At 38.0% G+C, this 15148-nt stretch carries 11 protein-coding genes and 3 pseudogenes; 6 read left to right on the top strand and 8 right to left on the bottom strand.

The window, feature by feature from the left end:
* Positions 1–340 precede the first annotated feature (340 nt).
* The 4 genes and pseudogenes from DZB84_RS24720 to DZB84_RS10390 all read left to right on the top strand — a co-directional run.
* A pseudogene (locus DZB84_RS24720) lies at positions 341–844 on the top strand (peptidoglycan recognition protein family protein); the annotation flags it as partial.
* Between the two features lie 51 nt (positions 845–895).
* Positions 896–1489 (top strand): annotated as a pseudogene (locus tag DZB84_RS24715) (choline-binding protein A); the annotation flags it as partial.
* Positions 1487–1660 (top strand): hypothetical protein, encoded by a 174-nt coding sequence (locus DZB84_RS25645; RefSeq protein ID WP_411266260.1) that lies wholly within the window; start codon positions 1487–1489, stop codon positions 1658–1660. The pseudogene DZB84_RS24715 and the gene DZB84_RS25645, both read left to right, overlap by 3 nt.
* Before the next feature lie 711 nt (positions 1661–2371).
* A complete protein-coding gene (locus tag DZB84_RS10390; RefSeq protein ID WP_116352182.1) occupies positions 2372–5026 on the top strand; it encodes a tetratricopeptide repeat protein in 2655 nt (884 codons plus the stop codon).
* 75 nt (positions 5027–5101) lie between these two features.
* Here DZB84_RS10390 and DZB84_RS10385 read toward each other — a convergent pair whose 3' ends face one another.
* The 8 genes and pseudogenes from DZB84_RS10385 to DZB84_RS10355 form a co-directional block, all read right to left on the bottom strand.
* Entirely contained in the window at positions 5102–5644 is a 543-nt protein-coding gene (locus DZB84_RS10385) for a D-lyxose/D-mannose family sugar isomerase (RefSeq protein WP_116352181.1), read from the bottom strand.
* 365 nt (positions 5645–6009) lie between these two features.
* The gene (locus tag DZB84_RS10380; RefSeq protein ID WP_116352180.1) at positions 6010–7137 is read right to left on the bottom strand and encodes a M15 family metallopeptidase; all 1128 of its coding nucleotides are present in this window, start codon (positions 7135–7137) and stop codon (positions 6010–6012) included.
* 10 nt (positions 7138–7147) lie between these two features.
* On the bottom strand, positions 7148–7888 hold the full coding sequence (locus DZB84_RS10375; protein WP_116352179.1) for a TraX family protein: 741 nt from the start codon (positions 7886–7888) through the stop codon (positions 7148–7150).
* Positions 7889–8132: 244 nt separating this feature from the next.
* Complete coding sequence (locus tag DZB84_RS10370; protein ID WP_116352178.1) at positions 8133–9314, bottom strand: NERD domain-containing protein; 1182 nt, start codon at positions 9312–9314, stop codon at positions 8133–8135.
* A 697-nt stretch (positions 9315–10011) separates the two neighbouring features.
* On the bottom strand, positions 10012–10965 hold the full coding sequence (locus DZB84_RS10365) for an FkbM family methyltransferase (RefSeq protein ID WP_189655212.1): 954 nt from the start codon (positions 10963–10965) through the stop codon (positions 10012–10014).
* A gap of 568 nt (positions 10966–11533) precedes the next feature.
* Positions 11534–12043, bottom strand: a pseudogene (locus tag DZB84_RS25265) (peptidoglycan recognition protein family protein); the annotation flags it as partial.
* A 157-nt stretch (positions 12044–12200) separates the two neighbouring features.
* Positions 12201–12545, bottom strand: coding sequence for a hypothetical protein (locus DZB84_RS25260; protein WP_223254416.1), 345 nt, complete (start codon positions 12543–12545; stop codon positions 12201–12203).
* On the bottom strand, positions 12488–13582 hold the full coding sequence (locus DZB84_RS10355; RefSeq protein WP_223254415.1) for a vWA domain-containing protein: 1095 nt from the start codon (positions 13580–13582) through the stop codon (positions 12488–12490). The genes DZB84_RS25260 and DZB84_RS10355 overlap by 58 nt, the downstream gene beginning before the upstream one ends.
* 321 nt (positions 13583–13903) lie before the next feature.
* Here DZB84_RS10355 and DZB84_RS10350 point away from each other — a divergent pair, with 321 nt between their 5' ends.
* Positions 13904–14278: a hypothetical protein gene (locus tag DZB84_RS10350; RefSeq protein ID WP_116352175.1), complete on the top strand. Its 375-nt coding sequence runs from the start codon at positions 13904–13906 to the stop codon at positions 14276–14278.
* A 53-nt stretch (positions 14279–14331) separates the two neighbouring features.
* Complete coding sequence (locus DZB84_RS10345) at positions 14332–15078, top strand: N-acetylmuramoyl-L-alanine amidase (protein ID WP_116352174.1); 747 nt, start codon at positions 14332–14334, stop codon at positions 15076–15078.
* The last annotated feature ends 70 nt before the right edge of the window (positions 15079–15148 follow it).

Below are 15148 nucleotides of genomic sequence, written 5' to 3'. Positions count from 1 at the left end.
AGAATAAAGTCCACCCCAGAAATACACTATGACACATTGTAGATATTCGAAATTACACTTGTCCAATACGAGCGCATATACAGAAGAAAAACTAGCCAGGTAATCTGACTAACACGATATTAATTTAATACACATACTAAAATGAGCGATTAGTAAAAAATCGCTCATTTTAGTATGTTCCCTTTATATAATAATTGTCTAATCATCCAAAATTAGATACATTTAAAAATAAATCCATTTTACTTAACAATAGATAGACTTGTGTCTCCATTCCCTTAACCTCTCCCAACGTCCACACGAATTGGGAGAACTTACATATGATATTGGGAAGGGAGGAATTATGGTGAGTTACCATATTACAAGAGATTATATTAAATTAGGCAATTCTCGGTCTGGCCAGAAGTTAAATAGAGTTCGATTTATTGTGAGTCATGATACTGGAAATCCTGGGTCGACGGCTTACCAAAATATGAACTATTTTAATAATCAACAGCCATCGGCTTCGGCTCATACCTTTATTGACGATAAATATATTCTGGAAATCATCCCTCTGAATGAAAAAGCTTGGCATGTACGTTACGATATTGCGAAGGATAATCAGATGTTTGGCGATGATGCAAATGATGCTGCAATTGGCGTGGAATTGTGTCATGGGGGTGCCATTAATTTTCAGGAAGCGTATAAGCGTTATGTCTGGTACCATGCTTACCTCTGCAAAACCTTTAATCTAGATCCCCAAAAACATATTGTCTCGCACAGTTATTTAGATCCCGCGAGAAGATCCGATCCACAGAATGCATTAAACAAAAATGGAGTATCTTGGGGCCAATTTTTAAAAGATGTCCGCAATGCGTTTGGTGCAGGTGCGGCGAGCTCCAATAATAGTGGAAAGCAAACTGGATGGGTTTTTACCAACAAGTGGTACTTCTTTAATTCGAACGGAGTCATGCAGACTGGATGGTTAATGGATGAAGGTAAATGGTATTATCTTAACCCTGATGGCAGCATGGCTACTGGGTGGAAATTGGTTAATGGGAAATGGTATTTCCTTGCCAATAATGGCGAAATGAAAACTGGATGGTTAAAAGATGATGGAAAGTGGTACTATTTAAACCCTGATGGTAGTATGGCTACTGGATGGAAGAAGGTGGATGGGGAATGGTATTACCTTGCTGATAATGGCGAAATGAAAACCGGATGGGTTAAAGTAGATGGGAAATGGTACTACTTGAATTCAGATGGAGATATGGCTATCGGATGGAAAAAAGTAAATGACAAATGGTATTACCTTGCTGATAATGGCGAATTGAAAACCGGATGGGTTAAAGTGGATGGAAAGTGGTACTACATGAACCCAGATGGTGATATGGCCATCGGGTGGAAAAAAGTAAATGACAAATGGTATTACCTTGCTGATAACGGAGAAATGAGAACCGGATGGGTTAAAGTGGATGGAAAGTGGTACTACTTGAATCCAGATGGTGATATGGCCATCGGATGGAAAAAGGTTAATGACAAATGGTATTACCTTGCTGATAACGGGGAAATGAAGACTGGCATCATACAAATAGAGGGGACCTATTACGCCCTAAAAAACAATGGAGAAATGCTCGAAAACACAAACATCGAAATCGACTCAGACGGCGCACTACAATTATAGGGACAGGAGGGACAGGTTCTTTGTCCCACCATATTTCCCCAGGGTCAAGGGACCTGTCCCCTCGTCCCACCTCGTTGCACGAGCAACGCTACATGATTTCATGGATTCTTTTTTTCTCACCGTCAGCTGGAGTCCTTGTTTTATTATACTGCTAGCCACTCTGATGGTGAAGGATTTGAAAACAGTAAACCGCGTGGTGATCAAAAATAAGAATAGCCAAACAAGGACGTAAAAGGTATCCACGACAGACCTTACTGGGATACTCTTCACACAATCTCGACGAAGCCTTTTGACCCCACTATTACATGCCTGAATATGATATGTATACAGGCATTTACTCTGACGACGGTGCCACAGTTGAGGATCATGTGATTGAAGAATATTTAGAATAAGTGCTGTTTGAAAAGCATGGAGTTCCAGTCCATGCTTTTTTAGATTAAATAACATCCTTCCTAATACAAAGTCTTGGACTAATAAACCATTGTTTGAAATCTGGACCATTTCTAATGTATAAAATTCTGTTTCATACATCAACCGACATATTGAGCGCATTTCCATCGTATATATTTATGATAGGGTATTCGACTACCCTTAAGAGAGTACACCTGAAATTATTTCGTTTTGGTCAAGGAGCCTGTCCCTTTGTCCCAAAAGAATGGGACTTTTGAGGCACCAGGCGGAAATCCCCGACCCAGCAATGGAGGTTTACATATGAAATCTGAACATGAGTTTATTACGAAAAGGTATTATGAGGCGTTTATTCCTGAAAATGATAAGAGACATCCTGTTGATATTCTTGGCGAGGCATACATGGTTGAGCAGGAAAAGGAAATGTATGATCTGGCAAATATTCGCTTTGCCCAAGGGGAAATTTACTTTCATTCTAAGGATTATGAAGCAGCTATCTATAAATGGGAGAATATCACCAATGATCTCCAACCATGGGCGAAAAAGAATATTGCTGATGCCTATTATGAGCTTGGATTACTCTCAAATGCAGAAGAAATGTATGGCTCGATAATTTCGAAAAATAAAATACTGACAAGTGAGGTTTCATTATGCCTGTTCTCCCTTTATCTTGAGGATAACAAGCTTGATGCAGCTTATCGAGTTTTGCAGGAAGCGATTGACGGAAATCCTGATTATCCCGAACTAACATCAATTGCCAAGCGTTTTTATGAGGAACAGGAAGATTGGAAAAATGCGGTTGAGCTAGCGATTAATGAAGCTAAGCGGACAAAAGACCTTGTTTGGTTTGATGCTTTAATTGATTATTGCGAAGCTGGTCATGGTCATGCATTTACACCTGATACATTCGTTTCGGTGTTGCGGAATTTATATGAACTTGACCAGTCTAGATTTAAACAGCTATTGGCGGCTATTTGGCAAAACTACAAAAATACAGATCACCACCTAGATTGGTTACATTCAGTCATTCAGATTATGAAAGATTTAGAGATCAATCCGTATGAGTCCTGGCATGTGATTTCAAGTTTATTTGAGGAGACATATCTTCAATTAACAACAGGAAATTATTTATTGCGTGACATTGGAAAATTAATGCCGAAATTGCTGATTAATTGGTTGAATACAACCACTGCAACGAATGGATTGAATGCCGCAGCTGCAATCTTAGCGTGGGATGATATTTTTCCTTCAGCGTTCAAAACGGTGATTGTCAAAGAGGCTGAGATTGTTCTAGAAAATGCACAAAGCCGCAAGATATCCATGGATGAGTGTCATCACTTTATGAAGACCATTATCGATTGGGCTCATAAAAATAATATCGAAACAAGTAAACGCCTAGTATGGGGCTTTGACCAACTTTTTGATGTAGCGACAACGAACTTGCTTGTCCTAGGTAAAGGGAAAGGGTCTTTCATTAACTCGATTCTGGAAGAGGAAATTCTGACTCCATCACTCTCTTCTTTTGCGTGCATTCAATATGGAGAAAAGAAGGATTTTGTTGAGGTGTCCGATACTGGTCGCAATCCTCTGACAGTATTCGAGGAGATTACAAATCCAGATTCAATTGTAGAAGCAAGCCTACCTTCCACCCGATTACAACAGTCGGGTCTAAGGTTGAACACCACTGGCTACAACGAGTACTTTATGGAAAAACGGAAAACATTTGGCTATTTGCCTGTCGTAGATGGCGTTCTATTTGTGCATGAAGCCGAGGTACTCACGGAATTGGACTTAGATTATCTTGCCCAAATCAAACATTCCGCCAAGGATACTCCAGTCCATTTTGTACTTCGTAACATGTTTAACGAGGGAAAAATTAAGGAGTACTTCCCAGATGCGGTTATTCATTCTTTTAGCAACGTAAATGTCCTACGTGACATTAAGGCAAGCTACCGTACAGGCAATCGCGTTGAAAAAATCCTATTTTTACTTAGAAAAACGATTTCCAACCTCCTTAAAAAGCGAGTTGACTCTGAAAACAAGCTGATAGAGTTAATCGCCCATAATGAAGAATTTATCACCCGGCTAACTGGATTCGACAACAGTCTGCACGATAAGGAAATAGACCAAAGTAAAGAAATTGTTGATTCATTTGCAACAGTTATATCTGAGGTTAAACATGACATCACTCAAAAAATACCAAAAATCCTTGCCGGCTGCTCGGAGTATATAACAGAAGAAAGTAATCTAAACCAACTTCATATTGAGTTAAACGAAAAAATGAATGAAGAAATTCGAAGCTTGTTTAATCAGGAGATTGTACCAGGTCTTACTGAAAAACTTCAGGAATGGATTGATAGCACAAATCAAAAATTAGTGGCTACTCAGGACTACTTAGACGGCATGACCGAGTCACTCTCCGAGGGGTATCCAGAAAAGGAACTCAAGCTGCAATGTGACTTCAAGGTGGTTGAGGATTGGCGTAGGGACATCAGTCGCATGACCTATCAAATTCAAATTGAAAAGGAAAACATCATGCTTCGTCACAACCCAGCTCAGGTGTTGCTAAAGGGGGCAGGCAAAGTGCTAGGTCTGCTACCCCAAAAGCAGCAAGCTTACATGTTCAACCAGTACAAACGCTATGTTGAAAATGCATCGTACTTGGAAGTTGTCGAATCTATTCAAAGTAAATTTTGGCAGCAATTTGACTTCTTCAATAAATCGCTGCAGCAGGATATCGGACTATTTTACAAAGAATCGTTAAATGTGCTTTCTAAAACGATTGAAGAAACAAAAGGGCAAGTAGAACAAGACAAAGAAACGTTAGCAAAAATGAAATCAAACCCAGAAATCTACTACGACCCGTTGAAACTATTCGAAACAAGACTGGTTCAAAACGAACGGATTTGGAAGAAAAGTCGGGACGCGGGGACAGGTTCCTTGTCCCACACTCACTAAAAATAACACAGGCACAACGAATTGGTTTTTAACCGCGCGTTGTGCCTTTATTTTTATTTTATCGAGATATTGATCTTATTCAATTTCAGGAATCCTTTTTATTTCTTGATCAGTAAAAACGTCGTATTCGTCCGTACTCATCGTAGAAAATTCGGATACCACAGCACCCTCTTCCCCTGCTTGGAACCAGTGCAAGGTATTTGGTTCTAACGTATATTGTTCCCCAGGTTTTAAGATGATTTCATTCCAAACGGTGAAGGTATCTTTTTTATCTTCCGGAACTTTTGCTTTTGGTTGGTCCACTGCAGGACCCGGCACATACAAGTAAACGGTTCCATAACGGCATCTAAAAGTCTCCTCTTTACCAGGAGATTCTCCTACAGGTGGATGCAGATGTTCAGGACAAGTTTGGTTTGGAAGAAGCACTAAGTCCTTCGCACAACAGCGTTCCGTGTTGATGTATACCATCAACTGTAAACCGAGTTCTCTTACTCTATTTAACCCAAAATCTGCAATTTCAAGTCTATCAATCTCTTCCTCTGTCAAAGCAATCTTGCACTTCTTAAAGTATTCCAATGTTTCCTGTTTAATAAGCTCAAACTCTTTACGGGATATCATAGTAAGCCTCCTTGTCATATGTACTCTGATTAAAGTGTATGACATATTTAGGGAATTTGCTATATCTAAAATATACTTTTGCTTGCCAATCCCCTATTTAGTATTTCAGGAAAACATAATCCTATATTCCCTCACTATAACAGCCTAATTTCCTAGTCCAAAATTTCATCCAAACAAACGCTTGTTTGAATTCCAAACTTATTTATATCGCTATTCTTACCCACCAAACAAACATTTGTTTGAAATATAAAACCTTAATTAGGACAGATTATCCTAAAAAATAATTTCATTATATAAAAATAACACCTTAAGATCATTAAGGTGTTCAAAAGAATCTGGGACGAGGGACCTGTCCCTCTGTCCTACTATGGAGTTACACTGAAACATTCCGTTAGTACATATCCTCCATCACTTGGATGCTGTTTTGTCGCAATCATTGCATCCAAATCATTGAAGTGCCACCATTCCGAAGCTAATGGGGTTAGACCTGCATTTGTTAGATATTTTTGAAGTGTAATGGCTGATTCATTCATTGAATCTGCTAATTTTACATTTTTCCAAGCTGTTGGAGAGGTTGATGGAACTGGTTTGGTAAATGTAATAGATGCCAAACTTAGTTCGTGCATTGGAGTTGGCATTGTGTACTCTGAGTAATCGGTGATATCAACAACTAAATACCCACCTACTGCTACCTCTTCTTTAGAATCAATTTTAGCCAGAGTTACATCGATCGCATAACCCATTTGATGATTTGAAACACTTGTAGCGATAAACCAATTTGTACTCCAAGGAGCCGTGTTGATGCCAGCCATCACGCTTTTATCGACGTTTGCTAGTTTCGTCAATCCTGCAACGACTGCTTTTTGAGCTGAATATGGTCGATACCCTTCATAGATGACCAACGTATTCCCATTAGATAATGCTTCTTGCTGAGCGAGAACTATTTTTTGGGACATGGAATACAATACAGGAACAATATATTCCTCTTTTCCAAGTCTCTCGTTAAATGTTTTTCCTTCGTATAAAGTTTGTCCTGTTATTCCAGGAATTGTTTTTCCGGAAGAAACAAATTCGGAAGAATAGGTATTGGTACTATCATATACAATGGAAGGAATCACGTCTGGAAGGTTAATGAAACAGTACGTACTGTCTACCCAACCCTCGGAAGTCGCATTTTGGAAGAACCACCATTTCCCTTCCTCTTTTTCAATCGTAAAAGCTGTACCAGCCTTCAACGTTTCAACCGTTTCAGATTCTAACGTTGGAGATGACATTACGTTTAAATCGATAGATGTGTAACCTGTCGCCCCGTTAATCGGTAATTCCAAATCTCCTTCGTATTTTACTGGAGTTGGGATTGGTTCCAATTCTTCTAGTGGATCTGTTTCCTGTACAGGCGCAATCGCCTCTTCAACAATTGGTTCTTCCACAACTGAAGAGGAACAAGCTGTCAGTACGAATACTAGCGATATAAGTGCAATTAATTTTTTCATACTACCTCCACTAGGTAAAAACAATGTATTTTAACATATATAAAATGATTAAATGTAATGGATAAAAGACGTAAAAACCCCATTTTAACAGGTTTGATTTTTTACCACGTCTGCCTTTGTACATTATCAACAATGGAATGGCCAAGAAGATTCCAAATTGATAGGCATGGCGCCAGCCCAAATTTCTGATTTCAGGTATGATATGCAAAAAAAGCCCTATAAAAATAAAGCTGATTATTTGTTTATTTAATTGTCCGCGAAAAATGCCAAAAAACACAATCCACAAAACGGCAATATAATTCCAATCTGCTGGATATGCAAGCATACAACAAACAAACACAAGGGCTAGTTTCAGGTAAAGCGGCAGTCTTTCACTTTTTACAATGTTCAAAGCAATTAACCCTAATGCTAAACCCCACATGACACTCGTTGCTTTCCACCATGGTAATTTAAAGTATAATACGTACGGAAAGTGAGAGATAGCTGCAAAAATGACCAATCTCTCAATATACTTGGTAATATTGGATGTGTAAAAATATCCCATTGCGATAAAATAACAAAAAATCGGAGCAACAACCCTTCCAGGAATTCGTAAAACAAACCCCGCTACCGTTTCCTGAGGGATAAAACCAGCAAAAAGATGATCAAAAAACATGGCAATAAGGGCAATATATTTTAATGCATTAGAGGATAAGTCCTTTTGATAGGTAGTGGAGTCGGTTATATTTCTTTGAAAAGTTGTGGATTCCATTGTATCCCTCGCCTTTACGTTAAGTGAATTACAACCTTAGTATCTGTGCAAAACCAATTTTTTATTTTTGTTTGTATTTCACAGCTGGCCATCGTCCAGTTATATACGAGAAAAGGCACAAAGAGTTTTTTAACTCAATGTGCCTTCAAAAACGACAAATTCTGTTCCTACAAACCATCTTCCATACTGTCAAAATATTTACCTTTTCGCTCTTATATAAATTAATTTAACCATAGCTTCATTTTTACTTATCAATACGTTCAATCCTCAATTCAATACCCTTACCATCCCTTGTATTTTGAATAAATCCCTCAAAAACTAAGGAATCTCCTTCCTCTATGAAAGGCACCTTTGTATGTTTAAAAATTACGGCCTCAATTTCTTGTTCTCCATCTGAAAGGGTAAGAAATTTCGTGCCACTTTTGGAATCAAAGTAAAATCTATTTACTTTGGCTTCCAACGTGACATATTCATCCACGTTGCTGTCTAAATTCGAAAAACTGTCTAAAACATCAGAATTAGATGATATTTTATTGTCATTTTCTAATATTCCAATACTTCCCTGTTGATTAATAATCACCAGAGTGAATATTATAGCAAGTACGCCTATTATCGGAATTAGGAGAATTCTTAATTTGCCTTTATCCTTCTGATTTGTCTCGCTTTTGTCTTTTTGGATGTTTAGGCGGTAAATTTCCATATCTTCTTTTATTTGCTTTACTTCAGTATTTAATCGTTCCGTTATCTCCTCTTGTTCAAAGATCCTTCTATAAACCTCATCATCATTTTTCTTTATAGCATACAGTTTCACATTATCAGATATCTCTTTGATTAAATCTCTACGTAGAGGAAACTTTGGGTAATGGAATTTGCTCGCTCGTTCTAATATAAAATTCAGGTTACTCCCTAGTTCGTTAAAGAACAGGTGGTTTCTAAAATAGTCATTTTTCTCTTGAGCACTCAAGTTAGAAAGTTGCCTTCCAAATTTATATTCAAATTCTTTTTTTGAAAACCCTTTATGAATTACACAGTATCCAATCATTCTGTAAGGATCATCTATTCCTAGATTAGGGTGACTTGATATCAAATAATTATTAAATGCATCGACATGCTTTTTTACTTGACCTAATGGATTTATTTTCCCATATTTTGTTTTTAGTAAACCATTTGAAAATACTTCCTCGATATACCTTATACTAAAGTTTTTGACTTCAATTATCCTAAATCCAAAACTAGGGGAAATTACCAAAAAGTCTGGTTGCATTTTTCCAATTTCCGGATGTGAAATAACATATGTATCATTAGGTAAATTTTTGCTTAATAAATCACCGACTTCAATTTCGGCATACAATCCTTTTTTATCTTGATCTCTTGTAGCTGCATTAAAATTTTTAATTAATTCGTCTCTACCCTTAAAAATAGCCATTTTTTACTCCTATTTCATCACATCATTTTCCTAATTATAACATCTATAAAAAAACTAAAATGAAAGAATAATCATTTCTAGTTATCATTATATTTGGTATTTAATAATCCATATTTTTGTACGTACCTTTCCTTCTTACCTATCAAAAATTCAGGCGCGGGGGCACGGAACCTGTCCCCGCACCCCCATAAAATATAGGAAACATCAATATTATCGGGAAAAATGGAAACAACCTTGCATTGGTCCTCCAAACACCATAATAGTATTACGGGACAAGATTTGAGGTTGTTGGACATTATCAAGCAATCAAGAAATCACCAGTATTTATAGTAGTACTGAGCTTTGTAAGGTAATCTCGGGTAAAATTAGTGGTTGTTAGAGTTGAGTCCACCAAAAATGCTAAAGAGCACAAAAGAAAAGGCCTGACGGATCAATATTCTCGTCTGGCCTACCCTTTTATACGCACCATAATATCAAAATAATTTTTTTTTGAAAAACCCTTACTATAACAGCCAATTCTTCAGGTCCATAAAACCATCCAAACAAGCGTTTGATTAAATTTCAAAGTTTTTGCCGTTATTAAGCCCAACAGCCAAACAAACGATTGTTTGAAATAATAATTCTCGTTTAGTACAGATTTTCCCGAAATAAAATTTCGCTATTATGTAATAATAACTTTAATCAAGCACCCCGCTTATCAATATGGTTGAGACATACATAAAACTCGGGAATCTCTATCCTTGCTCCGCTTCGCTGAAACAATTAGGTCTGTATGAACGTGCTCCGCTCCAAATTCCTTTAGCAATTCTGAAATGGAAGGAGATGATAATTTTTTTAATTGATTATCCATATCATAAAATTGAATCTCAAAATACTCACTTAAAAAATTCATATAAGACTCTAGGTTAACCCCTGCCTTTTCAAGATAGCGGCTATCAAATTCAACGATTCCTAGGACATCATGGCAATTACTTAAAAGTTTTCGCATTCCTTTCATAACCATAAACTCGTAGCCTTCCACGTCGATTTTAAACAGAAGCCGTTGATCGCCTAATGCTTCTTTGTCAAAGAGGGAATCAACTGTAATCGCAGGCACTTCCGTTTTTTCAATCGAGTTTTTTTCTGAAATTTGCACGCCTGAAGAGGTGCCAGACCAATGTGTATCAATAAAAAAGGCTTGATCCTTTTTTACATGCTCTCCCGCAAAAGCATGAATAATTTTGATTTGATTACCGTTAACATGCAATTGACGCGAACGATCAATATAATCGATTAAATATTTATTTGCTTCAATTCCAACGATTGTCGTATCTCTATCATACTTTGTAGAAAAAATGCACTCTCCATAGTTCACACCAATATCTAAAACGAGTGTCGGCTTGTACGATTCCACGGCATTTCCCCAGAATTCGGTAACGCGCGATTGTGTAATCCCATCACTAATCAATAGGGCCCTTCCTCGATTTTCTGCATTATTAATATAAATTACATTCCGTGAGGGAAGTGTGATCATACTCGGAATTTTAGTCAATTTCAACGTTTTATACTTTAGAAAAATACCAACATCTAAGATTACCTTTGAAAACAGCGGATAATTCTCCCATAATTTCATAAACACAGGCTTGTTCATAACCCCTTTAGGAATAGCCATATCGACAATCTCCCCTTTTGAATGAATGCTTAAAAACTGGTTACCTTCCATTATAGGTGGTGATTATTAAGGGATTGTAAATGTTTAATTAAAATTAAGGAACGAAAATAATGGGAATGAATTTTCTAGCCCACTGTAACTTATAAAGCTTAGGCAGCTTTTACATCTTTAATTCGGTTGTGTGAATTAATTTAATCATGAAATCATTCTTTATATCCATCCAACCCCAGGGAGTCAAAGGGGAACACAAAACAATGCTCCCCACAACTATCCTTTTTAAATTTTATCCCAAGAACTTATTAACAGCTTCAGCTACTGCAAAACGGTCTTCCCCCGATAGGTTAATTACCTTATCCGCTTGTAAACCTGCAGTAGACCCTCCTACGACATATAATTCTTTTGTCACTTTCCCTCCAGGATATGCAGCGCGAGTATAAATAGGTGCTTTTATTCGAGCTGCTAATACCTCTGCTACTGCAAAATCAGGGAAGCCGCCAATAAGGATTGCTTTATCTAACACATCATCTTCCTCCTTCTTTCCAATCAATTCTTTTTTACCATCGTTATTAAATTCTTTTTCAACATCATTAATAAATTTTGACCAGGTGACCCCATACCGGTTAAGTGCACTTTCTGGGTCACTCCTTCTTTGTGGATCTAGCGTTTTGTGTGCAACAATATGCTTTTGGGGTTGTAAATTAAATTTTTTGCAAAGATAAGCGTGATACCACACATAACGTTTATACGCTTCATTAAAATTAATTTTCCCACCATGACAAAGCTCTACACCAATTGCAGCATCGTTTGCATCGGCCCCAAAAAGCTGATTATCTCTCGGTTTATTGTATTGTACATGCCACGCTTTCTCAGTAAGTGGGATAATCTCAAGAATATATTTATCATCAATGAAAGTGTGAGCAGATGCACTAGGTTGTGAGTTGTTAAAATACCTCTGGTTATTATAGGCGGTTGAACCTGGATTCCCAGTATCATGACTCACAATAAAGCGCACTTTGTTTATGCGTTGACCACTTCGAGAATTCCCTTTTCTAATGTAATCTTTTGTGATGTGGTACATGAATCTCCCCTCCTCTTACATTATTTTATGAAAAAAAATTTTTTTCGGTACAGTCACATTTGTTTAGGGACGCTGGGACAGGTTGGTCCCACCACATTTTTACAGTGACCCGTTCTCAGTCACACGAAAACAGACCAGGAGCACTCTCCCTGGTCTGTTAATTCCCATTCTTCTTATCAATGGTTTCGCGTATCTTCTGGTTTCCTTCGTCAACGTACTCACGCCATTCACGGTTGCCGTTGTCAACAGCTTCTCGCCAAAGCCGGTTACCATTGTCAACAGCATAGCGCCATTTGGCATTTCCATAATCGACGATGTCAGAGAAAATTTTCCGTGCTGGATGGTCGTAGTCCTGGAAACGTTCCTTAAGGTAGGATTGCGCTTCTTTCATACGCTCCTTCTCTTGGTAGCTTTTTTCTTTCATGCTTTCTTTCGTTTCGTAAGCTAAATTTTTTTCTCTTCCTTGATTTCGTAGGCTTGCTTCTTCCCGGCTTCTTTCCACTCGTACCATCTCTTTTGAATTTCTTCGTATTGGGCTCTCATGTATTTCTTTAGATCCTGTTCAGAGTTGACGTACGTGAACTCCCCATTTCCGGCATTTGCTACCTCTTTCAACAACTTTTGTCCTTCGTTATCGACATCAAAACCAATGATGTTAACGACTGTTTGGATGTCAGCAGATACAAGGGTTTTCGCCTCTTGAACCGGATCCCCATCACATGTTTCAATTCCGTCACTTACGACATACACCACTACATCGTCTGTACCTTCGGGGATGTCCTCCTTAACCATCTGTAACCCAAGCGCTATTGGCGTCCATCCAACTGGTTTGACTTGTGACAATGCATTTTGAAATCCCGCTGCTTCAAAACTATTATTATATAAAACTTCAGTGCTATCACAGGATAAAGCTTTATCTGCATTACTGTTTGAGCCTTTGTGCCCGTACACACGCAGCGAAATCGTAGCATTCTCTGGGATTTGTTCTGCAAATTCCATTACGGCTTCTTTCGCAGCTTCCATTCTTGTCTTGCCACCTACTTTTGCCGCCATACTCCCGCTGGCATCCACTAAGATTGCATAATGAGCTGTTTTTAAGGTTGGTGCATTTACGGTTTCATCCGGACGATCAATATCGACCTCAATAGTGGAATCAAACGTCAGGAGCGTTTCCAATTCTTCATGGTAATCCTCGGTAAATAAATATTTCAGTTCTTCGACATACTGCTCCTCAGTTAGGTTATCTGGCAACTCGTCGAGTGCTTCCTTCACCTTGGCTTCATCATAGTTATCACTACTAAAAATCCCAGGGTGTCGCAGCATTTCCTGCTCAATCTCTGTTAACTCACGTTCACTCCCCTTAATTTCATAGTAGGACACTTCTTTTGGAGTATATGATTCCGCTGGTTTCTCAGCTTTAGCTTCTTTTTCCGCCTGCTTTGATTCTTCAGTCTTAGGTTCCTTCGGCTCAGCGTTCGCCGGTTGACCCTCATCTTTAGAACAGGCCGTAAGCACCAATGCCAACATAACAAAACTCAATAAAAGCCTCTTCAAATATTATTCCCTCCACGTAAATCAAAAGTCACACCATTTACATATTACTTCAATTTAATCCAGTATTTTCATAATTAATACAAAATGGGATTTTAGTATTATGTGACAATAAACATTTAGGTTTAAAGACGTGGGTCAAATGCACTGTAAAATGAGGAAGAAACACAGGTGTAAGGAATTCGTACAAATCGATCATAATAAAATCCTATAAGCGTTTTTAGTTCTCCCATTTAAAATTTTTTTCATAAATAACGCCCCCTTTTTCCCATTAGCAAACTATAACAAAGGTGAAAGGGGGTTCAAGTTATGCGAAGAATAAAAATAAGCTCTGATAAGGATATTCAGGAATATTCACAGTTTGAAAATTACGAGGAATACAAAGCCAATATGGAAATTTGGCTCATTGATTATCAAATGAAGTTCACGCGAGGGGAAATGTTCGGGTTGAATCAGTTAATTCAATTAGCATCAAAAGTCCCAGGGGTTTGCCATGAATCGATGAAATCAATTGTACGTAGCACAGACATAGGCTTGAACGAACACGCTATCTCCCGCTCTACGTTTAAGCGTATGGTTTGGAAATGTACCGAGTTTAATATCCTGACTGCCTATGAAACAGAAAATAGATACGGATCTCAATGTGGCAATCTATATGTTTTTCATCCATATCCTACTTTCTAAAATAGGATTTAGGCCTGCACAAAATACATAATCGAAAAGGAGTGATTTAATATATGAGTTGGATTCAAGATGCTGGACATGGTGGTAGTGATCCGGGAGCCGTAGCAATTGGAAATATGGAAAAGATGTATACCTTAGAAGCTGCACTCTATGTAGACAGACGTCTATCCGAACTAGGAATTGCTAGTGATACTACTAGAACAAGTGATGTTACACTAAATACCGAACCAAGAACTTCGAAAGTTAAGAAATATAAAAAGTGTATTTCACATCATTTTAACGCAGGCGGTGGAAGTGGGGCTGAAACAATCCATTCCATCTATTCTGACGGCAAGTTTGAGCAATCGCTAGTTGAGGAGTTTAGGAAAGCTGGGTATCCAGTCAGACCACGACCTTTGTACACTCGCAAAAATTCATCCGGTGGGGATTTTTATTATATGCATAGACTCACAGGAACTTGTCGTACCACAATAGTAGAATACGAATTTGTGGATGGGCCACAATCAGAGAAAATCAAAGACAAGACCTATCGAGAAGGTATGTATGAATGTGTGGTGCGTGCTATTTGTCAGGAGGAAGGTGTTAGATATGTAGCCCCTAGGTCTGGACAAACACCTACACCTATATCCCAACCTTCAAATCTACCAAAAGAGAACCTTATAGTTGACGGTTATTTAAACCCAAAAACAATCAGCGCTCTCCAAAGTTATTTTGGAACTCCTGTTGATGGGATCATAAGTAAGCCATCACTCGTCATTAAAGAACTGCAAAGAAGATTAAACAATGGAAATTTAGAATAACGCTTAATTTCTGCAATTTAGAGATATAAATAAGGTGGAACAGGAAATCCAATTTACTAACTTTCCCGTT

Source organism: Bacillus sp. HNG, from assembly GCF_003400205.1.
GTDB lineage: Bacteria > Bacillota > Bacilli > Bacillales > Bacillaceae_L > Ferdinandcohnia.
Note: the sequence above shows the minus strand (reverse complement) of the source record. Positions and strands in the feature narration are given on the sequence as shown.

What these genes read in the sequence shown, in the direction of transcription:
- DZB84_RS25645 (WP_411266260.1), top strand. Translation starts at nt 1,487, where the DNA reads ATGGCCATCGGATGGAAAAAGGTTAATGACAAATGGTATTACCTTGCT.
- DZB84_RS10365 (WP_189655212.1), bottom strand. Translation starts at nt 10,965, where the DNA reads ATGGCTATTCCTAAAGGGGTTATGAACAAGCCTGTGTTTATGAAATTA.
- DZB84_RS10385 (WP_116352181.1), bottom strand. Translation starts at nt 5,644, where the DNA reads ATGATATCCCGTAAAGAGTTTGAGCTTATTAAACAGGAAACATTGGAA.
- DZB84_RS10370 (WP_116352178.1), bottom strand. Translation starts at nt 9,314, where the DNA reads ATGGCTATTTTTAAGGGTAGAGACGAATTAATTAAAAATTTTAATGCA.
- DZB84_RS10375 (WP_116352179.1), bottom strand. Translation starts at nt 7,888, where the DNA reads ATGGAATCCACAACTTTTCAAAGAAATATAACCGACTCCACTACCTAT.
- DZB84_RS10345 (WP_116352174.1), top strand. Translation starts at nt 14,332, where the DNA reads ATGAGTTGGATTCAAGATGCTGGACATGGTGGTAGTGATCCGGGAGCC.
- DZB84_RS10390 (WP_116352182.1), top strand. Translation starts at nt 2,372, where the DNA reads ATGAAATCTGAACATGAGTTTATTACGAAAAGGTATTATGAGGCGTTT.
- DZB84_RS10350 (WP_116352175.1), top strand. Translation starts at nt 13,904, where the DNA reads ATGCGAAGAATAAAAATAAGCTCTGATAAGGATATTCAGGAATATTCA.
- DZB84_RS10380 (WP_116352180.1), bottom strand. Translation starts at nt 7,137, where the DNA reads ATGAAAAAATTAATTGCACTTATATCGCTAGTATTCGTACTGACAGCT.